Annotated in this window: 14 protein-coding genes; 4 read left to right on the top strand and 10 right to left on the bottom strand. The window is 55.0% G+C overall.

From position 1 onward, the window contains the following. Nucleotides 1-2 precede the first annotated feature (2 nt). A complete protein-coding gene (locus tag FVB43_RS21120) occupies nucleotides 3-5957 on the bottom strand; it encodes an alpha-2-macroglobulin family protein (protein ID WP_167864707.1) in 5955 nt (1984 codons plus the stop codon). Between the two features lie 182 nt (nucleotides 5958-6139). Between FVB43_RS21120 and sseA the strand changes: the two genes are divergently transcribed. Continuing rightward, nucleotides 6140-6994 (top strand): 3-mercaptopyruvate sulfurtransferase, encoded by an 855-nt coding sequence (gene sseA / locus FVB43_RS21115; RefSeq protein WP_133845861.1) that lies wholly within the window; start codon nucleotides 6140-6142, stop codon nucleotides 6992-6994. Nucleotides 6995-7080: 86 nt separating this feature from the next. Here the strand turns inward: sseA and sseB are convergent, their stop codons facing one another. From sseB to trmJ, 5 genes are all read right to left on the bottom strand, one after another. Beyond that, entirely contained in the window at nucleotides 7081-7860 is a 780-nt protein-coding gene (gene sseB / locus FVB43_RS21110; RefSeq protein WP_133845860.1) for an enhanced serine sensitivity protein SseB, read from the bottom strand. Between the two features lie 86 nt (nucleotides 7861-7946). After that, nucleotides 7947-9236: an aminopeptidase PepB gene (gene pepB, locus FVB43_RS21105; RefSeq protein ID WP_133845859.1), complete on the bottom strand. Its 1290-nt coding sequence runs from the start codon at nucleotides 9234-9236 to the stop codon at nucleotides 7947-7949. A 183-nt stretch (nucleotides 9237-9419) separates the two neighbouring features. Continuing rightward, entirely contained in the window at nucleotides 9420-10619 is a 1200-nt protein-coding gene (locus FVB43_RS21100) for an IscS subfamily cysteine desulfurase (RefSeq protein ID WP_167864706.1), read from the bottom strand. A 141-nt stretch (nucleotides 10620-10760) separates the two neighbouring features. Continuing rightward, complete coding sequence (gene iscR / locus FVB43_RS21095) at nucleotides 10761-11258, bottom strand: Fe-S cluster assembly transcriptional regulator IscR (protein ID WP_133845857.1); 498 nt, start codon at nucleotides 11256-11258, stop codon at nucleotides 10761-10763. Between the two features lie 168 nt (nucleotides 11259-11426). Next, on the bottom strand, nucleotides 11427-12152 hold the full coding sequence (gene trmJ / locus FVB43_RS21090) for a tRNA (cytosine(32)/uridine(32)-2'-O)-methyltransferase TrmJ (RefSeq protein ID WP_133845856.1): 726 nt from the start codon (nucleotides 12150-12152) through the stop codon (nucleotides 11427-11429). 268 nt (nucleotides 12153-12420) lie between these two features. Here trmJ and suhB point away from each other — a divergent pair, with 268 nt between their 5' ends. After that, on the top strand, nucleotides 12421-13224 hold the full coding sequence (gene suhB, locus FVB43_RS21085) for an inositol-1-monophosphatase (protein ID WP_133845855.1): 804 nt from the start codon (nucleotides 12421-12423) through the stop codon (nucleotides 13222-13224). A gap of 62 nt (nucleotides 13225-13286) precedes the next feature. Here the strand turns inward: suhB and FVB43_RS21080 are convergent, their stop codons facing one another. Together FVB43_RS21080 and FVB43_RS21075 are read right to left on the bottom strand one after the other, a co-directional pair. Beyond that, on the bottom strand, nucleotides 13287-14288 hold the full coding sequence (locus FVB43_RS21080; RefSeq protein WP_167864705.1) for a nickel/cobalt transporter: 1002 nt from the start codon (nucleotides 14286-14288) through the stop codon (nucleotides 13287-13289). Further along, on the bottom strand, nucleotides 14279-14857 hold the full coding sequence (locus FVB43_RS21075) for a DUF1007 family protein (protein WP_241008257.1): 579 nt from the start codon (nucleotides 14855-14857) through the stop codon (nucleotides 14279-14281). The genes FVB43_RS21080 and FVB43_RS21075 overlap by 10 nt, the downstream gene beginning before the upstream one ends. A 201-nt stretch (nucleotides 14858-15058) precedes the next feature. Here FVB43_RS21075 and csiE point away from each other — a divergent pair, with 201 nt between their 5' ends. Further along, complete coding sequence (csiE, locus tag FVB43_RS21070; RefSeq protein WP_133845852.1) at nucleotides 15059-16327, top strand: stationary phase inducible protein CsiE; 1269 nt, start codon at nucleotides 15059-15061, stop codon at nucleotides 16325-16327. Here csiE and FVB43_RS21065 read toward each other — a convergent pair whose 3' ends face one another. Both FVB43_RS21065 and glyA read right to left on the bottom strand, forming a co-directional pair. Continuing rightward, entirely contained in the window at nucleotides 16328-17464 is a 1137-nt protein-coding gene (locus tag FVB43_RS21065; RefSeq protein WP_133845851.1) for a 3-phenylpropionate MFS transporter, read from the bottom strand. 121 nt (nucleotides 17465-17585) lie between these two features. Further along, nucleotides 17586-18839: a serine hydroxymethyltransferase gene (gene glyA, locus FVB43_RS21060; protein WP_133845850.1), complete on the bottom strand. Its 1254-nt coding sequence runs from the start codon at nucleotides 18837-18839 to the stop codon at nucleotides 17586-17588. Nucleotides 18840-19171: 332 nt separating this feature from the next. Here glyA and hmpA point away from each other — a divergent pair, with 332 nt between their 5' ends. After that, complete coding sequence (gene hmpA, locus FVB43_RS21055) at nucleotides 19172-20356, top strand: NO-inducible flavohemoprotein (protein ID WP_133845849.1); 1185 nt, start codon at nucleotides 19172-19174, stop codon at nucleotides 20354-20356. Nucleotides 20357-20389: the final 33 nt, after the last annotated feature.

Genomic DNA, 20389 nt, shown 5'->3' with positions numbered 1-20389 from the left:
GGCTATTCAGCCGGTACCACATCAATCTTGCCTGCGCTGGCTGACATCGCCTGAATTTCACGGTCATACATCGCTTCACCGTACGCCGGAGGAATGACAAAACTTCCGGTGTTGGTGGCTTTGATTTGGTAAACAAACTCCTGCAGTTCCGTGGTGGCACTGCCATAGATGATCACACGATCTTCACGAATATCGCTGAAGTCAGGTGCCCAGGTTGATCCGCTTGCCGCCAGCGGCGACTGCCAGCCTGCAGAAGATGCATCCTGCTGTTCCTCATCATCCGTCTCTGGCGGTGGAGGCGTTTGCTGGACCACTTCAAATCCACCCGGCAACAGGTCAACTATCGCCAGATTACTCAGCGCTGCTTTTGAATTCGCACGGATTTTCAGATGCACGTTAATGGTCTGACCGAGTGAGACCTTGTCGACCGTTTTACCTGCGGCATCGGTGTAATCGCGGCTGATTTCCAGCCCACGGCTGATCGCTTTCTCTGGTGCAGCCAGGTCATAACCGGCCTGTGTGACCACATACCAGGCGGGTGCGTTTCCTGCATTGCGGAACTGAACAGAAGCCGCATCCCCACTGAAGTTACCCTGTGCAAACCGCCCCTTTAGCGCAGAAATCAGCTGAGGAACTTTATTGTCACGCCCCAGTTGGTTAATCGTCAGCGCCTGCGGATCGTTTTGTTGTGCCACCTGTTCTGAGTAACTTTCCAGCGCCAGAATGCTCATCGCCGCGGAGAAGGTCGTGTAACGCTCTTCCCTCAGTGCCTGCACCATATTTTCCAGCAGTTGTGGCGGGATAGCCGATACTTTTTCCGGGAAGTGACGGGTAATCAGGTACAACCGGGTCGCATCCTGCACCAGCGGATCGTAGTAGTTTTGCGTCCACCAGCTTTTGTTATAGGCCTTGTCCAGCGCCTTCCAACCCGGCGCCAGCAACCGTTCAGCTTCATCATCGGCCTTGAGTAAGCGCCATGAGGAAGCGAGATACAGCGCACTGAGATCGGTTTGCCAGCTGTCCGGGTAGCGTTTTTTCAGTGTCTCCTGCACTGAGGCCAGCGCATTCGTGGTGATTTCGCCCTGCCGCGTAAGCAGATAAACGGCCCAGGCGCGCAGGCGAAGGTGGTAGAGGTCTTCATAACCGTTGGCCGCCAGTGCGCGCAGTGCAACATTGGCATCGTCCAGCATACCGGCAGGCAGCGGATAACCGGCGGCTTTCGCCTCCAGCAGGTACTGCACCACATACGGTGTGATAAACGGATCGGCCTGTGGTGACGCCATCCACAGCCCGACAGCACCGTCAGCGTTCTGGCGTGAACGCAACACGTCGAGAATGCCTTTCAGCTGCTGACGCACTTTATCCGCATCCAGATTGCCACGCAGTTCCGGGTGTTCACTCTGCAGCAACAGCGGGATCGACTGGCTGACAATCTGTTCAGAGCAGTAGTACGGGTAGTCCGCCAGATAACTTGCCAGCCCGCTGGTTAACACCAGCGGTGAGTTCGAGACCGCAGCCTGACGCTGTGCATAAGCACCGAACATCTGGCGTAAATTATCCACCTGCTGCTGATTCCCATTCATCCGTCCCATCACCGTCTGGATTCGGAACGGCATTGCCGGGCGTACCGATGTACTGATCGTCCGGCGGCTGGTTTTATCACTGTATTGCGCACTAAAGACCAGTGGCGCATCACCCAATTCAGATTTAGCACGCAGACGGAAGTTGACCACACCCTCATGCTTAGCCGCCAGTTCAAGCGACTGTTCCGGCTGCCCGACCACTTCCAGCTGCGGCGGAGGCGTCACCTTGATTGCCACCGGCAGTTTGCCATCACCCAGGCCTTCCAGGTTATTACTCACGCCCACGCTGACGTCAAATTCATCCCCCGGAGCGACCATTGAGGGGACGTTCGGCGTCAGAATAAAGTTGTCACGCACGGTGGTGCCGGTTTGCGCTTTACCTATTTTTTCTGGCGTGACCGAAATCGCCATCACCCGAATTTTACCGTTGAAATAGTCCGGCACCGGATAAGTAAACTGTGCGTGGCCGTTCACTTCGGTGATCCCCGACCAGTACGCCACCGGCTTGTCCCGTTTACGTTTGAACGGGTTGAGGTGTAGATCGAGGCCTTCACCGCCATCACCGCCTGGGGCTGAAGTCAGCGACATCAGCTTGCTGAACTCTGGCAGGATCAGATCAAGAATCTGCGAGCTCTCAACGTTCAGTTCACGCTTACGGAAGAAGTAATCCAGGGGATCGGTCAGACGATAACGCGCCACCTGCAAGATCCCTTCATCTACGGCAAAAACGGCCACCTGCTGCGGGGCATCCGTGGTGACGTTAATGGTGAGATCTTCACCTGGCTTAATCACCTCTGGCACATCGAGTTTCAGGGTGTTTTTCCGCGCTTCATTACTGATTTTAAACGGCATCACACCATAGCTGAGCGGGCTCATGAAGATCTCATCCGAGTTAATATCACGGACGAACTGCACGTTAATATAGGCATTGCCCTCAAGCTCTGCCGGAATGCGGATCTTCTGTACCGAGTTAGTGGTGGTGGTGTGGAACCACTGCCAGCTGTAGACACGATCTTTTTCAATGGTGATCAGGCCGCTGCCGGTATAGGGTGCGTTGATCGCCACTTCAATTTCACTGCCCGGCTGATACTTGTCGCTGTTTAGCTTTAGTTTCAGTTCGGCATTACGATCGAGCGAACGGGTCAGGTTGGCTTCACCCGCCACGCTATAAGCGATGCGGTTCAGCACCTCACCTTTGGCATTTTCTACCACCAGCACGAAATCACCGGGCTTATTGGTCGCCAGTGCCATCGAGTGACCGCTGGCAGGCAAGTCAAATGCAGCATCGGAAACCGGGATCTCTTTCAGCCTGGATTGATATTTATAGACACCGGACTCCTGACGCGTCAGCACCGACAGATATTTTTGCTCTAACAGGCGCAGCGTCAGGCCGTTAAGCGCAATGGTATCCAGCGACGGATTAATCGCGATCAGATTCACGTTGCGCTGGGCATTTTGATGAATGTAACCCAACTCTCCATCGGCTTTCACACCAATCAGATAATCATACGGAGAGACCAGCGTACGGGCGGTAGCTGCCACTGAACGACCGCCGCCAGCGACAAAGGCTTCCGACAGTAATTGCAGCTGATAGGTCGACTCACCGAAACCGCTCAGATCCAGTTTAATCGCTGCCGCACCGTTATCATCCGTGGTGCTGTCTTCCAGTTCAGTTTCATAACCGTCACTGGCCGAACGCGCTTCATAGAAGGCGTAATCTGCATAGCGATCGAACGCCGGGTAGACGGGACGCAGCGTCATTTTGGACGCCACACGGCGCCCCTGTGCCGGGGTGCCGAACAGGTTCTGGACATCAATATTGGCTTTCAGTGCATCCGGCTTGACCCAGCCTTGCTGATGGTCGGGGGTCAGGGTCAGCTTGACCTTGAGCTGATCCGGTTCGAACTCTTTGACGTTAACCGCCGTGCTGCCGAGCAGGCGTGTTGAGTCGTCGTCTTTACCCGGCAGATAGAGATAGATATTCCATTCGCCCGTAGGCGAGCTTTCTTCCGTGGTAAAACTCAGTTCGTTAAATCCGCTGGCGCTGAGGGTCAACGGAACGGTACGCATCAGTTTATCGCGTGGGTCGCGAATTTCAGCGCGAACCGGTATGCCGCCTACCGGCACGGACCAGTCGGCGGCGCGGGTGATCAGACCAATATGGAAGGTATCGCCCGGGCGATAGACACCACGATCAGAGAACAGATAGCTTCCGAGAGTGCGGGTATCGTCCGGTGTGGTTTCGCCATACACATCAAAACGGGAGAAATCGAGGCCACGATCGTTGTCACGGCCGGTCGGCAGGAAGGAGACATCCCCCTCTTTTTCCACCAGGAACATCACCGGTTCACGTTCGTTGGTATACACCTCCAACGACGGGAAACTGACGTGACCATCGCTGCCCGTCTGACGGGTCAGCAGTTTTTCACCGTTCTTCGCCACGACCGAGACCTGCGCACCCGCCACTGGCTGACCGCCGCTGATCGACTGCACAAACAGGTCACGCGTTTTATCCTGCGAACGTTTGGCAATGATGCCCAGATCGGTCACCACCACAAAGCGTGAATCCCCGGTGATCGCCTGCTGCGATTCCTCTTCCTGATACTCCTCTTCCTGAGGCTGGGCCTCTTTCTGCTGTGGAGACCATTCAGACAGGGTCAGCAGGAAGATGCCGCGATGGGAATCGGGACGGGTTGAGAGATAGCGCGACAGGTCGATGCCCTGATAGCTGACCTCACCGGGTTTATCATTATTCACCGGCGTCTGATAACGAAAGCGCTCGGTGAAGTATTCGTCGTTCAGGCGATTGAAATCAGCCGAAGCGAACTGGCGGCTTTTAAATGAGACGATATGCTGCAACTGGCTGGGAATAACACGTTTGATGTCCACGCGCAGCCCCGGCACGTTACGTGCGGCCACGCTAATGCGTTTATCGCCGTTAACTGACAGTAGCGCCCCCTGAGCGGCAAACTGCAGCAGCTTCGGATAGTCTGGCACCTGAACCACGCGCCACTGTTTTTCCGGCATTTTGTAGCCACCATTGGACGTCATCGCAGCATCCACCGACACCAGCAAATAACGTTTTGCCGGGGCATCAAATTTGAAGCTGAACTGCGGTTGCCAGGTTTCTTCTGCTTCGTTCAGGCTGAGCGACACGACCGGAGAGCGGTTAATCACGCTCTGATCGATATTGCTCACATCCCAGGGAATGAATTCCTCTTCTGTTTGCTCACTGGCCGGACGACGTGGGTCCTTCTGTGGCAACAGCCAGGCTTTCACCCCTTTGCGAACATCGTTGTCACGTACGGCATCGCTAAAGCCAACAATCAGTGCGCGTTCGCCCTGGCTGCCGGGTTTATCGACCACTTCCGCACTGACATCACTCAGGCTAAGGCTGTAAAGATTCGGGACCGTCACCCATCCATCACTTTTACGCGTCACCGGATTGCCAGGACGTGAGGATTTCACCCCGCTGCTCACCTGCAAATGCACAGCTCCGCCGTGATCCATTGGCTGTAGCGCAGTGGAACGCACCCAGGCATTCAGTTTCTTTTCATCCCAGGTTACGCTGAACTTAAGCGGCTGTTCTGGCTGCCCCTGCGCGGCGCTCAGGCCGAGCGACAACTGTTTTTCCACGCTCTGCACATCGGCCGGCGCGTTGAATTTGATATTGAAAATAGCGCTGTGCTGGCTGCTGTCCTGCGGGTCCTGATAGTACTCGCTGCTGCCAATTTGATAGTCAAAAGCAGGCACAATGAAGCGGTGGCGCGTCTGTTCAATACGGATTTGCGGGGCCAGCAAAGTGTCAGGCTCAAGAGTCGCCTCATAGCTCGCCCCCATTGGCAGCGGCTGCTGCGGGGTGAAAATCAGCGTCCAGGCATTCTGCCACTGCCATTCCCCGGCTAAGGCGGGCTTCAGGCTAATCCCTGCGCTGACCTTTTTTCCGACCAGCGTGACCGGGGCAACCGACTGATTGAACCTCAGGGTGAGCACCTGCACGGCAGGTTTTGCGGCGGTGTAGTCAATCCCTTCCGGGTTGACGACCTCTACCCTGCTGTTCTGGATGGCCAGCGGGGCAACGTCAATCGGTTTAGGTCGGTTCTGCCACCACTGCCAGCCATACACGCTGGCAACACCTGCAGCCGCCAGCAGCAGCACACTCAGGGCAATGGTCTTCGGATGTCGGTCAATCCCCTGCTCAAGCCGGGCGAAGCCTGCTTTAAGGGGTGAAACCCAGCCTGGGCCGCGCCAGTTGATCTCACCCAGCAGCGGGCGCAGCAACAGTCCCAGCACGCGAAAAAGGCGCGAGAGCAGCCAGCACAGTGCTTTCAGCACGGTGAACGGTAAGCGCAGGAGAAATTTGAGCACATCCATCAGATAGAACCTTCCCTGTTACAAAATTGGTCAAAGAGTAATAGTTTATCTGCGCAATTTCTATCTGCGAATGCAAACAATTTGCAGGAATCCAGAGGTGGCTCTGAATAGTGTCATTTCGCCTTGTGATAGCTAACAAAATCGCTGACACTCAGCTAAACGTTACTGACAATGAGGCCGCGATGACGACTCCCTCTCTTTTTGTTTCTGCTGACTGGCTGGCAGAGCATCTGACCAATGACAACATCCAGGTTCTGGACGCACGTATGCTGCCGCCAGGGCAGGAGAAAACCCGCAACATCCAGGAAGAGTATCTGGCAGAGCATCTGCCAAATGCGCCCTTCTTCGATATTGAGGCCCTGTCGGACCATACCAGTGCTTACCCGCATATGTTGCCGCGAGCGGAAACGTTCGCAGTGGCAATGCGTGAACTGGGGATCAGCGATGACAAACATCTGGTTATCTACGATGAGGGCAATCTGTTCTCGGCTCCCCGCGCCTGGTGGATGCTGCGTCACTTTGGTGTGAAGCAAATTTCCATTCTGGCTGGCGGGCTGGCGGGCTGGAAACAGGCGCAACTGCCGCTGGAAAGTGGTGCCCTGGACATCGCGGAAGGCGAGTTCGAGGCCGAACAGGGTGAAGGCGAAGTCAAACGCGTCACTGATGTCCTGCTGGTTAGTCATGAAGGTGGCGCGCAGATTATTGATGCCCGTGCTGCTAACCGTTTTCACGGAGAAGTGGATGAACCGCGTCCTGGACTGCGCCGTGGACGCATTCCAGGCAGCCTGAACGTTCCCTGGAACTCGCTGGTCACCGAAGGGCGTTTGAAACCCTCTGCGGAATTACAGGCAATATTCAGTCAGCAGGGTGTGGATTTGTCGCAGCCTGTGATTGCCAGCTGTGGTTCTGGCGTCACCGCGGTGGTGGTGATTCTGGCGTTAACCAGCCTCGGCGTGAAAAACGTCGCGTTATACGACGGTTCCTGGGGCGAATGGGGAGCCCGTAACGACCTGCCGATCGTTAACGATTCACTGTAGCGGCGGATCGTCTTCGATCCGCCAGCAGCAACGGGGATCGCCCGTGGGACGACTAAAAAAGGGTCGTCCCATGCAGCAAACGATCGTTAATCGATGTTTTTGACTTTGAAATCTCGCAGGAAACTTCCCCAACGCCGTTCATAGAATGGCGTGATATGGGCAATAAAGAAGTGGCTGATACCTTTCTCCCCTTCCACGACCTGGCAAATATCAATTGGGCTATCGTCCAGCAGCGTATCCGTTGCCACACTGCCGGCCGCCTGAATCACTGCTTCAAGATCGCCATCGCCTTCAATGCCAATCAGCAGATTAGCGGGCTGGTCAGCATGTTCTTTGATCTCCGCCACGTAGGCGCGGCGCACGGTTTTATACTTGGCAAAAAGCTGGGTCAGCGAATCGATCATCTGTGCCGGAGGCTCAGCAATTTCCGACAGCAACAGCGAGGTTCCGCCTTCCAGCACCGTCTGCTGGCTGAGAGCACTGCTGCCCTCATCTAACAGGTGGGCAATTTCACGCGGAGAAAACTCTTTGCCGTTAGGCAATTTGGGGTTCAGAAACAGGGCTTCGCCCAGAGTCATTTCGAACAAAGTGCGCACCGGCATCACCAGATAAGCCTGCTCGCCACTCACGGCCTGTTGCAGTGCTTCCGCTGAGGTGAAGAACGGAATAATGCTGGTGCCGTCTTCTTTTTCCCAGTGCTGTAAATCAACTGGAGTGCTGGCATCGATCGCCTGCTCAGGCTGGGCGCTTTCGCCGGGGACCACAACGCTGGCATCCATCAGCAGGGCAAAAAACTCCGGACGGTGCGCCGGCTCTACTGCTGCCAGTTTCAGCACCTCTTCCAGCCGCGGGTTAAGATCGTTCATGAATGTGTTCCAGACAAGACTGCGGGTGGACCGGAAAAAGGGTCCGTCCCTACAAGGGCCGATCGTGTTGCGATCGGCCCGTTATATTACGCTTTGTTTAACAGCAGGTTCGCAACGGCACGCACACCCAGCCCGGTGGCACCCGCAGACCACTGATCCACGGCACCTTTACGGTAGGTAGCAGAACAGTCGATATGCAGCCAGCCCTGCTTGTATTCACTCACGAAATGCGACAAGAACGCAGCGGCGGTGCTGGCCCCGGCAGAGTGCGACGGGCTGGCAATGTTGTTCAAATCAGCAAAATTTGACGGCAGATGACTGCGGTGGAACTCCGCCAGCGGCAGACGCCAGAACGGCTCGTTCTCCCCGGCAGCACTTTCCAGCAACGACTGCGCCAGTGCATCGTCAAAGCTGAACAACGCGTGGTAATCGTTACCTAATGCGGTTTTTGCTGCACCCGTCAGGGTCGCCGCATCAATAATCAGTTCAGGGTTAAGCGCACTGGCATCAATCAGCCCATCGGCCAGTACCAGACGGCCTTCAGCATCGGTATTCATCACCTCAACGGTTTTGCCATTGCGGTAACGAATAATGTCGCCCAGTTTAAAGGCATTGCCGCTGACCATATTATCCGCGCAGCACAGGATCAGTTTCACACGTTTGTTCAGACCACGGCTGATTGCCAGCGCCAGAGCACCGGTCAGCGTTGCCGCCCCTCCCATATCCGACTTCATGGAGTCCATAAAGCCGCTCTGTTTCAGGCTGTATCCGCCGGTATCAAAGGTGATTCCTTTGCCGACCAGGCAGGCGTATACCGGGGTTTCATCGTTGCCACCGGGATTATAATCCAGCGTCAACAGTACCGGACTGCGCGATGAACCGCGCCCGACAGTATGCAGCCCCAGATAGTTTTGCTTTTTAAGGTCATCACCTTTCGTAATGCGGTAACTGACCGCATCACAGGCCACATCACACAGCAGGTCAATGGCACGGGTGGCTAACTGTTCCGGCCCCAGCTCTTCAGCGGGCAGGTTAATAGTGTCACGCACCCAGTCGATAATTTTCAGACGGTTGTTCAGCTCCGCCTGTTCGGCATCTGCCAGCGCGGCCCACTGCACTTCGCGCTCGCCTTTTGGACCACGGTAGCCCTGCCAGAACGCCCAGCTGTTCTCCAGATCCCAGCCATCGCCGCTCAGGCTGACATGACGGATACCCTGGCTATCAATTTTGCGCGCAGCGCGCTGGATAGTGGCCAGCGGTTCACTGCCGGTAAGATGGATAGTCAGGCCGCTGTCGTTGCTGCTCAGGATCGCTTTTTCGCCCCAACGCAGATCGGCCGCAGCCGTTGACAGGGTAATATTCATAGAGGTGGTCATCGCATGGCTCCTTTTCATTATTTCATCTTTCAGACCGGGGTTTGACCGGCCGCTGCGATTTTTCCGCAGGAGGATTGTACAACCAGACTAACAGAAATGTGACAGGGATGTTTTCGCGGGATGCTGCGTACTACGCAGAACGGGCCAGAATCTGGCCCGTTACTGTTTGTGCGGGAGTGAGGATCAACCTGCCTGAACAGCACCGCTGGCTTTAAACGCTTTCCATTGAGGGGAGAGCTCACGCAGACGGCTAAGGGATTTTTGCACCAGCTGAATGGTGTAGTCGATCTCTTCTTCGGTGGTAAAACGCCCGAGAGAGAAGCGGATCGAACTGTGTGCCAACTCATCGTTGAGACCAATGGCCCGCAGCACGTAAGACGGCTCCATACTGGCAGAGGTACAGGCTGAGCCGGTTGAGACCGCCAGATCCTTCAGCGCCATAATCAGTGATTCACCATCAACGTAATTAAAACTGACGTTGAGAATATTCGCCGCACCTTGCTCCAGTGAACCATTGAGGTACACCTCCTCGATATGGCCAATACCCGCCCACAGGCGGCTACGCAGCGCACCCAGGCGTGCCATCTCGCTGGCCATTTCTTCTTTGGCGATGCGATAGGCTTCACCCATTCCCACAATCTGATGCACCGGCAGCGTACCGGAACGCATACCGCGTTCGTGACCGCCACCGTGGATCTGGGCTTCCAGACGGATACGCGGTGCACGGCTGACATAGAGCGCACCGATGCCTTTCGGTCCGTAAATTTTATGCGCAGAGAAAGACATCAGATCGACTTTCAGCATACTCAGATCGATAGGTAATTTACCCACACTCTGCGTGGCATCAACATGGAAAATCACCCCGCGCTCACGGCACAGTTCGCCGATAGTGGCAATATCCTGCACCACCCCGATCTCATTATTGACGTGCATAATTGACACCAGCACCGTGTCATCACGCAGCGCCGCGGTCAGCTGTTGCAGATCCAACGTGCCATCAGGGCGCGGGTTCAGATAAGTGACGCTGAATCCCTCACGCTCTAACTGAGCACAGGTATCCAGGACCGCTTTATGCTCCGTGGTACAAGTGATGATGTGACGACCCTTTTCCTGATGGAAAGTGGCTGCACCTTTGATGGCGAGGTTGTTGGCTTCTGTTGCACCGGAGGTAAAGACGATTTCACGTGGGTCAGCGCCCACTAACTCTGCAATCTGGTTGCGGGCAACATCCACCGCTTCTTCTGACTGCCAGCCATAACGATGCGATCGCGAGGCCGGATTACCGAAGGTTCCGTCCAGAGTCAGATACTGCATCATTTTTGCGGCCACACGAGGGTCGGCGGGTGTGGTGGCGGAATAATCCAGATAAATCGGTAATTTCATTGCTCGTTAAGCTCCGGGAGGTTTCTTGATTGCCGCCCTTCTGCGCCCTGAAATCTTTGCTGGAAGCAGAAATGAATAAAAGGCCCGTCAGGCCTTTTATTCATTTCCGGGGGCGAAGAACAAACCCCGCCCAGACTGCGATCAGGCGCGCAGATTGACGTTAATTGTTTCCTGCATGCGGCCGTTTGGCGCACGACGGATTTCATTGCTGTTCTGACGGTCAGCCACTTCCAGGATTTCCTGGTTATTGACCAGTTCTGCCAGTGTAATATTGTTGAGGAAGTCGCTGATGCGCTCACTCAGATCACGCCACAGCACGTGAGTCAGGCAACGCTCGCCGCCCTGGCAGCCTTCTTTACCCTGACATTTAGTGGCATCGACAGATTCGTCAACGGCAGTAATCACTGCGCCCACTGCGATGGCATCAGAGCCTTTGCCCAACAGATAACCGCCACCCGGACCACGTACGCTGGCCACCAGACCATTCTTACGCAGACGGGAGAACAGCTGCTCAAGATAAGAAAGGGAAATGCCCTGACGCTCTGAAATATCCGCTAAAGGCACCGGGCCTTCATGGGAATGCAGTGCAACATCAAGCATAGCGGTAACAGCATAACGGCCTTTGGATGTCAGTCTCATGGCGTTTACAACCTCGGTTATAACCCTGGATGGGTGTTAACAAAATATGGACGCAAGTCTGACATTCCTGACTAAATTGGTCAAGTATTTAACCTACTAAAACACTCAACTATTTAACCAAGTAAAATACTCAACTATTATGCTGTTATTTTATTCACCGATACACCCTTACTCGCCCCGTGGCTTCTCCAGTGAAGAGAGCATCCCACGCAGGATATTCAGCTCGTCACGTTCAGGGCGAGCACGGGTAAACAGGCGACGCATTTTACTCATCACCTGCCCCGGGCTGGCTTCACGGATAAAACCGCTGCCGATCATCATTTTCTCCATATGCTGATAGAAGCGCTCAAGCTCATCGACCAGTGGATAAGGTGACTCAACCGGCGCTTCTTGCTCCGCTTCCAGCGACTGCAGCCAGGCCATACGCACTTCATAGGTAATGACCTGCACAGCCATCGCCAGGTTCAGCGAGCTGTAGTCCGGGTTAGCAGCAATGGCGACGTGGTAGTGGCACTTCTGCAACTCTTCGTTGGTCAGGCCAACGCGTTCGCGACCAAATACCAGCGCAACAGGCGCCTGTTGGCCCTCTTCCACACTTTTTAAACCGCACTCGCGTGGGTCGAGCATCGGCCACGGCAGAGAGCGCGAGCGCGCACTGGTGCCGACCACCAGGCCACACCCGGCAATCGCTTCATCGAAAGTGTCGACAATTTTCGCATCGCCAATCACATCGCTGGCACCGGCCGCCAGGGCAATAGCCTGTGAGTCCGGTTTGACCAGAGGATTGACCAGATAAAGGTTCGTTAAACCCATGGTTTTCATCGCACGAGCGACAGAGCCCATGTTGCCAGTGTGAGAGGTCTCCACCAGCACAATTCGGATATTTTGCAGCATAAGGATTCTGGGGTCTGAGAGTTAATTCGACGATGCTAACATATTTCCAGGACATTTGCCGTTCTGCCCTGCTATACTACGCGCCGTTTTCTATCAGATTATGATATTTATCCAAAGTGATTGATGCTGTAGCAAGGCAGCAAGAGAGCGAATCCCACTGAGCTTACTTAAGTAAGTGATTCGGGTGAGTGAGTGCAGCTAACACAGCGACAGCTTCAAGCATGAAGGGTAAACCGTTCTTTAACATCCAGCGAGACGAAACTTAACTATGCATCCAATGCTCAACATTGCCGTGCGCGCTGCGCGCAAGGCCGGAAACGTAATTGCCAAGCACTATGAAACCCCGGACTCCGTCGAAGCCAGCCAGAAAGGCAGCAATGACTTTGTCACCAATGTTGACCGTGAAGCGGAACGCCAGATTATTGAAGTGATCCGCAAGTCTTACCCACAGCACACCATCATCTCTGAAGAGTGCGGTGAACTGCCAGGCGAAGACCAGGATGTGCAATGGGTTATCGATCCACTGGATGGCACCACCAACTACATCAAACGCCTTCCCCACTTCTGTATTTCTATTGCCGTTCGCATCAAAGGCCGTACTGAAGTTGCCGTTGTTTACGATCCAATGCGTAATGAGCTGTTCAGCGCCGTACGCGGCCAGGGCACCCAGCTTAACGGCTATCGTCTGCGCGGCGGCACCGCCCGCGATCTGGATGGCACCATTCTGGCCACCGGCTTCCCGTTCAAACTGAAGCAGCACGCCACTCCGTATATCAATATCCTCGGCAAACTGTTCACCCAGTGTGCTGACTTCCGTCGCACCGGATCTGCTGCGCTGGATCTGGCTTATGTGGCTGCGGGTCGCGTGGACGGTTACTTCGAGATTGGTCTGAAGCCATGGGATTTCGCCGCGGGTGAGCTGCTGGTGCGTGAAGCTGGCGGTCTGGTGACTGACTTTGTTGGCGCGCATGGTTATATGCATTCAGGTAACATCGTTGCAGGTAACCCACGCGTCGTGAAAGCGATGCTGGCCAACATGCGTGATGAACTGAGTGAAGCGCTGAAGCGTTAATTCGTCCCAGGGGCGCGGCATGCCGCGCCCTGAGTCAGGCATGCCTGCCCCCTGCGCAAGATTTACTGCAGGAACATCGGTCGGATACCGCCTGACATCGCGGGTTGCGCACTCAGCCACAGCATGGCTCCAGCGGCAATCAGCAGCACGCCACCGGTCAGAGCCAGACAGTTCAATGCCACTACATGCCAGGCAGCAGATCCTGTATTACGTGTTAAACGCTGTGCGAGGGAGCGCGAGAGCTGTACCACCAGCGCCATGCACGATACCGTTAACGCCGTTCCCACCGCCATCACCAGCGCGGATAGCACCCCCCAGAAGTAAACACCAATCACCTTTGAAAACAGCAACATCATAATGGCCCCCGAGCAGGGCCGTAACCCCATCGACAGTACCACCGCGACCTTCGTTTTCCATCCCGTCGCCTGCGACAACATCGCACTGTCCGGCACATGCTGATGCCCACAACCACAGTGTTCACTGTGCTGATGCCCCGCAGGCAAAATACGGGTGATGGTCATTCGGACAGGTGCCGGGCGCAGCTGCAGCCACAATTTTTTCAGGGCTCGCCAGCACAGCCACAGGCCCAGGCCGATCACCAGTAGATAGCTCCCTTTTTCCAGCCAGTAGCTGCTGAGATGCATCTGGCGCGAAGAGAGTTGCAACACGCCCAGCATTATCGTCACCAGCGCAATCGCCACTGCCCCTTGCACTACAGCCGCGGCCAGCGTCAGTTGCAGGCTGGTTTTCATTTTCGTCGGGTGGGTAGCAAGAAAGGTGGCTATCACCACTTTGCCATGGCCGGGGCCGAGCGCATGTAATACGCCATAAAGCAGGCTGAAACCCATTAGCGCCAGCCCGGCCTGATGAGGATTGCTGGCAACCTGTTGTAACAGCCCGGTCATCTGCTGATGCAGACTCTTCTGCCACATAATGCTTTGCAACAGGATTTGCGGCCAGTGCTGCCAAATCCACAGCCCTCCCAGGAGCATCCCTGACATCAACAGCGCGAACGGCCATATCGCCCCTCTACGCGGAGCGCGGCTGAGGCCACTTACTGACATATCAGCGTCACCGTCTGGGCAAACTGGCGACCAAGATCCATCTCTTCCGCTGGCGCATCTGCTTTATCCAGTGACAGCGCATAGGCTTGCATGGAGGCATCCGGTTTGGGGGTTTGCAGCTCGAAATGACATTGTGATACCAGTTCTGCCGGGACTGTCAGTGCTTTTTCAGAGTCGTAATACATATCTACAAAGTAAGTGGGATCAAAAGTGGAAAACGTATACCGCTGGCCTTTTAGCGACTGCGGATGTGCCAGCGGCAGAATAAACTCCAGCACCGCCTGATGCCCCTGCCGTGAAAGATGGTATTCCGGCGGCAGATTATCGAACTTCACCGGCTGCTTCTGGTGCCAGAATTCGCTGAAGTAATGCTGGCCTAACACATTAGCCATCACTTCTGCCGCCAGTTTTTTCCAAACCACTGAATCCGGTTTTGCCGTTCCTGCATCGTATAACAGATCGGCAGAGGTGATTTCATCCATCACCCAGCGCATTTTCAGCCCGGTGAGCCGATCGCCCTGATGAACCAGCGTGGTCTGCATATCGATAAAGCTGTGCGGATGCGCCATGGCAACCGGGGACAAAACGATTATCAGCCCTGCGGCCCCCACTGCACACCTGTTATAATGTAACAAATTAAACTCCACTCCAGTTTTTGTCGATTATTTTTGTGACCTGTCTTAAAAGCTCTGAATAAAACTGACTCGATTGACCACAACGTGGCTGGCTAAGGCTATTCTTAGCATAATCAATCGCTACTGGGATCACAGATGATGAGTACACACTCACCTGAAATGTCTGTCCTCTCCAGTCCACAGCGCCGTTGCCACCTGCTTTTAATGCTCTGCCTGCCTGAATCCTTCGTCACTGTGGAATCGGTTTGCCAGCTTAACGGTGTGGATCACGCCGTAACCCGGCAAGATATAGCGGAGGTGGCAGAGGAAATCCAGCGCTATCACCATCTTGCCATTGAGCTGGATGAGCTGGGCGCGTTGCGCCTTCGTGGAACGCATTTAGATCAGCGTCTGTGCCTGCTACATAACTTACGGCGGGCTCTGCGGCTGTCTCCGGCGTTTATCCATAACGACTTTTCCTCCGTCATTAAGCAACAACTTCAGACGCTGCCAGTGGATAAGGCCTTGTACGATGAGCATAACCTGGCAGCACTGGTCCAGTATTGTTCACTTCATCTGGACCGCGAGTTCAGCGCTCGCGATACCCAATTTTTACAGGTCTGGCTGCGCTATGCTCTCGCCTGGCACTGCCAGCCGGACTTTACCGCACAGCAACTGCACTGGATCGAAGGTAAACCGGAGTTTTCACTGGCACAGGCGATTGCCCGCTGCTGGAGTAAACGCGGCTATCAGGCGGCGGTTAATGAGGTTGCGTTACTCGCCCTGCTCTTCAGCCAACTGCATGTTCCCCAGAGACAACACACCCTCAGCGCTCATGAACGCCAACTTCTCCAGTCCGTGGAGCTGTTAATTCAGCGCTTTCAGGCGTTGTCTGGCATGGTATTCAGTAATGACGCGGGCCTAAGCGCACAACTTTATACGCATCTGGCGCAGGCGCTGGAGCGTACTCTGTTTTCCATCGGCATCGATCACAATCTGGTTGACGATATCGCCCAGCAGTACCCGCGTCTGCTGCGTACTACGCGTGAGGCTATCGCCGCGCTGGAACAACAATACAGCGTGCAGTTCACCGATGAAGAGATGGGTCTGATTGCGATTATTTTTGGCGCATGGCTGATGCAGGAAAGCGCCTTGCAAGAGAAGCAGGTGTTGTTATTGATTGGTCGTGATAGCGAACTGGAGCAGCAGGTTGAGCAGCAGCTGCGTGAACTGACGCTGCTGCCGCTGACGATTAAGTACCAGGATGTTGCCGACTTTCAGCGCCACAGCGCACCGAAAGGGATCGCGCTGGTGATCACGCCTTATGCCACGCCGCTGCCGCTCTACTCACCACCGCTGATCCATGCTGAACTGCCGCTGGGCGAACACCAGCAGCGCAGTATCCGCCTGCTGCTGGAGTCATAATCAGGTCACTTTTGGCCGCAGGAACAGCACTGGCACAACCAGCAGTGCCATCACCCAGAACACGCCGCCTTGCAGGTGCTGGAACAGCACACCACACACCATGGTCATCAGAGCAATGCCACCACCCATTGCCAGTGCGGAATAGACTGACTGCAGGCGGATCACCTCGCTCCCGTCGCGGGCAGCGATAAAGCGCATAGCCGCCAGATGACAAATAGTGAAACTGCCACAGTGCAGAATTTGTGCAACGACAAGCCAACCCAGTTCCGTGGACGACGCCATCATACTCCAGCGTAAAACAGCACAGACACAGGACAGCAACAGCAGATCGCGTGCGCTCCAGCGGCGGAACAGTCGGTTGCTGGCGGCAAACACCACGATTTCAGCCACGACGCCCAGCGACCATAAATAGCCCACAATGCTCGACGAGTAGCCTGCTTCCTGCCAGTAAATGGCACTGAAGCCGTAGTAGGCGGCATGCGCCCCCTGCATCAGCGTCACGCATAGCAGGAAGCGCCAGACGGCGGTTTCACTGAGCATCTGCTTCCACTGCGCCCATCCGCTATGTTCGGTTTGTTTTTCCATCCCCTGCGGCATCACCGCCGGGCGTAGCATCATACCTGCAATCATCGCCCCGCATCCCACACACAGCAGCATCAGGATGGCGTGATAGGAAAAATGTGTCACCAGCACACCGGTAAGCGCCGAGCTGATCACAAACGCCAGGGAACCCCACAACCGCACCGGACCGTAAGGCAGGGCGATCTGTCGCTGCCAGGTTGCGGCCAGCGCATCGCTCAACGGCACCAGCGGTGAGAAGAACAGATTGAATCCGACCATCACCAGCAGCAGCCACACCCACTGGGAACCTGCCCAGAAGCCCAGCGCAAATAACAGCGTCAGCGAAGCCAGCAGGCGCAGGACGCTAATCAGTCGTGAAGGGTTAGTGACGCGTGAGGCGATAAGCAGGCTACCGGCAAAGCGGGCAATCATGCCGCAGCCCAGCAGCAGGCCGATTTTTTCCGGTTGCAGGCCGCTGTCTTTTAGCCAGACGCCCCAGAACGGTAAATAGACGCCATAGGCGAAGAAATAGGTGAAGTAGCTCAGTCCAAGCCAGTACGTGGAACGTATCGTCATTTTCCCTCCGACAAAGTGGAGGCTAATGTACACCGCCGCACAGGATAAAAAAATAGCGGGACACTTTCGTGTCCCGCTATCTGTACTCAGGCTCCCATTAAATCAGGAGGTAAGGACGGATTTATGCATATACAGGGAAGCGTGCACAGATTTCCAGCACCTGCTTCTTCACACGCTCGCTCACGCCTTCATCATTGATATTGTCGAGAATATCGCTGATCCAGCCTGCCAGTTCGCGCACTTCTGCTTCTTTAAAACCACGACGGGTGACAGCCGGGGAACCGATACGAATACCTGAAGTCACAAACGGGCTTTTCGGATCGTTAGGCACGCTGTTTTTGTTCACGGTAATGTTGGCACGGCCCAGGGCTGCGTCAGCTTCTTTACCGGTCAGGTTTTTGTCTACCAGGTCCAGCAGGAACAGGTGGTTATGCGTACCGCCAGAAACCACGTTGTAGCCGCGTGCCAGGAACACTTCCACCATTGCTTTAGCGTTTTTAGCCACTTGCTGCTGGTAGGTTTTGAACTCAGGTTCCATCGCTTCTTTGAAGGCAACCGCTTTACCCGCGATAACGTGCATTAACGGGCCACCCTGGCCACCAGGGAAGACAGCAGAGTTCAGTTTTTTGTACAGGTCTTCGTCACCGCCAGCCGCGAGGATCAGGCCGCCACGTGGGCCTGCCAGGGTTTTGTGCGTGGTGGAGGTCACGATGTGCGCATGAGGTACCGGGTTAGGGTACACGTCAGCCGCAATCAGACCCGCCACGTGCGCCATATCAACGAACAGGTAAGCGCCAACGGTATCTGCGATTTCGCGCATTTTTGCCCAGTCGCACACGCCAGAGTAAGCAGAGAAACCACCAACGATCATTTTTGGCTGGTGCTTTTTCGCCAGTTCAGCCAGTTCGTTGTAATCAATCTGGCCGGTCTCGTCGATGCCGTAAGGGATGACGTTATACAGCTTACCAGACAGGTTAACCGGGGAACCGTGAGTCAGGTGACCGCCGTGTGCCAGGTTCATACCCAGAATGGTATCGCCCGGCTGCAGCAGCGCAGTGTATACCGCGAAGTTAGCCTGGGAACCGGAGTGTGGCTGCACATTGGCGTAGTCTGCACCAAACAGGGCTTTAGCACGGTCGATAGCCAGCTGCTCAACGATATCCACGTACTCACAACCACCGTAGTAGCGCTTGCCCGGGTAACCTTCAGCGTACTTGTTCGTCAGCTGAGATCCCTGAGCCTGCATAACACGTGGGCTGGTGTAATTCTCTGAAGCAATCAGCTCGATGTGCTCTTCCTGGCGCACTTTCTCCTGCTCCATCGCCTGCCATAAATCGGCATCGTAATCGGCAATGTTCATTTCACGTTTTAACATTTGCATCTCCTGACTCAACTGACTTGCAATAATGAATGCCCCCGCTGGGGAGCGATGGGCAATAGTTTAAACTGTTTATGCACCTGTTGAATAGCTTAACCACTGCCTTTTTACGCAAACGATTGGCTTCAGGTGTGGCAAGGGTTAGTTACTGTTCTTTGCAAGTCCCGGATAAGGAATTCTCCTCATCTGCCAGATGCTGTTTTTTCAACAAGACCGTACATCGCGTGCGGAAAAATACCCTCTCACTCTAAAGGTGTATTTACAGCGGAGTATGTTGCGAATAACATGCATTTTAAATACATGTTTAATTTCTTGCTAAGGAGCACACCATGCTGGACAGCCAAACCATTGCCATCGTCAAATCTACTATCCCCGCCGTTGCTGCACTCGGCCCTCGCCTGACCTCGCATTTCTATCAGCGGATGTTTGCCCACAACCCTGAGCTGAAAGACATCTTTAATATGAGCAACCAGAGCACAGGTAATCAGCCGGAAGCGCTGTTTAATGCCATCTGCGCCTACGCCAGCAATCTGGATAACCTCGCCGCGCTGGGCCCTGCCGTAGAGAAAATTGCGCAGAAACACACCAGTTTCGCTATTCGTCCCGATCACTATCCGATCGTCGGTGAGCACTTGCTGGCGAGTATTGATGAAATGCTGCATCCGGGTGAAGAGGTGCTGGCAGCATGGGGCAAAGCCTACGGCGTACTGGCCGGAATTTTTGTACAGCGTGAGGAGCAGATTTATGAAGAAACCGAAGAAAAAGTCGGCGGCTGGCGCGGTGGCCATCGTGAATTTGTTATCAGCGAGATCGTCCCGCAGAGTTCCGTGATCAAAAGTTTTATCCTGACTCCCGTCGATGGCCAACCGGTCGCAGATTATAAAGCCGGGCAGTATCTGGCGGTATGGGTGAAAGACCCGGGTTTTGAGAATCAGGAGATTCGCCAGTATTCCCTGACGCGCACGCCCAACGGTCGTGACTATCGTATTGCCGTGCGCCATGATGAAGGCGGTGTGATGTCCAGCTGGCTGCATCAGCAGCAGCCCGGCCAGCGCGTTCATCTGGCCCCCCCTGCCGGGGATTTCTTCCTTGATATCACGGCTGAGACGCCGGTGACACTGATGTCGGGTGGTGTCGGCCTGACGCCGATGCTGGCGATGCTAAACCAGCTGGCGAAAGATAAACATCCCGCCACAGTACAGTGGCTGCACGCCACCGAGAATGGCGCAACCCATGCTTTCGCTGAGGAAGTGACCGCGCTGGGGGCGCAGTTGCCGCAGTTCTGGCAACACATCTGGTACAACCATCCGCAGGCGCAGGATGAAGGGAAATATCACCAGCGTGGGCTGATGAACTTGCTGCCGCTGGAATCACGCGTCAGCGATCCGGCAATGCACTATTATCTCTGCGGCCCACTGGCCTTTATGGAAGCGGAAGAAAAGGGGCTGCTAGAGTTAGGGGTTAAAAAAGAGCACATCCACTACGAAGTGTTCGGGCCGCATAAAGCGTTATAAAAGCAAACGGGCTGGCCGCGCAATGCGGTCAGC

Source organism: Erwinia rhapontici, from assembly GCF_012271765.1.
GTDB lineage: Bacteria > Pseudomonadota > Gammaproteobacteria > Enterobacterales > Enterobacteriaceae > Erwinia > Erwinia rhapontici.
Note: the sequence above shows the minus strand (reverse complement) of the source record. Positions and strands in the feature narration are given on the sequence as shown.

Excerpts from the sequence above, each read along its gene's own strand:
- FVB43_RS21120 (WP_167864707.1), bottom strand. The coding sequence starts at position 5,957 with ATGGATGTGCTCAAATTTCTCCTGCGCTTACCGTTCACCGTGCTGAAA.
- sseA (WP_133845861.1), top strand. The coding sequence starts at position 6,140 with ATGACGACTCCCTCTCTTTTTGTTTCTGCTGACTGGCTGGCAGAGCAT.
- sseB (WP_133845860.1), bottom strand. The coding sequence starts at position 7,860 with ATGAACGATCTTAACCCGCGGCTGGAAGAGGTGCTGAAACTGGCAGCA.
- pepB (WP_133845859.1), bottom strand. The coding sequence starts at position 9,236 with ATGACCACCTCTATGAATATTACCCTGTCAACGGCTGCGGCCGATCTG.
- FVB43_RS21100 (WP_167864706.1), bottom strand. The coding sequence starts at position 10,619 with ATGAAATTACCGATTTATCTGGATTATTCCGCCACCACACCCGCCGAC.
- iscR (WP_133845857.1), bottom strand. The coding sequence starts at position 11,258 with ATGAGACTGACATCCAAAGGCCGTTATGCTGTTACCGCTATGCTTGAT.
- trmJ (WP_133845856.1), bottom strand. The coding sequence starts at position 12,152 with ATGCTGCAAAATATCCGAATTGTGCTGGTGGAGACCTCTCACACTGGC.
- suhB (WP_133845855.1), top strand. The coding sequence starts at position 12,421 with ATGCATCCAATGCTCAACATTGCCGTGCGCGCTGCGCGCAAGGCCGGA.
- FVB43_RS21080 (WP_167864705.1), bottom strand. The coding sequence starts at position 14,288 with ATGTCAGTAAGTGGCCTCAGCCGCGCTCCGCGTAGAGGGGCGATATGG.
- FVB43_RS21075 (WP_241008257.1), bottom strand. The coding sequence starts at position 14,857 with ATGGCGCATCCGCACAGCTTTATCGATATGCAGACCACGCTGGTTCAT.
- csiE (WP_133845852.1), top strand. The coding sequence starts at position 15,059 with ATGATGAGTACACACTCACCTGAAATGTCTGTCCTCTCCAGTCCACAG.
- FVB43_RS21065 (WP_133845851.1), bottom strand. The coding sequence starts at position 17,464 with ATGACGATACGTTCCACGTACTGGCTTGGACTGAGCTACTTCACCTAT.
- glyA (WP_133845850.1), bottom strand. The coding sequence starts at position 18,839 with ATGTTAAAACGTGAAATGAACATTGCCGATTACGATGCCGATTTATGG.
- hmpA (WP_133845849.1), top strand. The coding sequence starts at position 19,172 with ATGCTGGACAGCCAAACCATTGCCATCGTCAAATCTACTATCCCCGCC.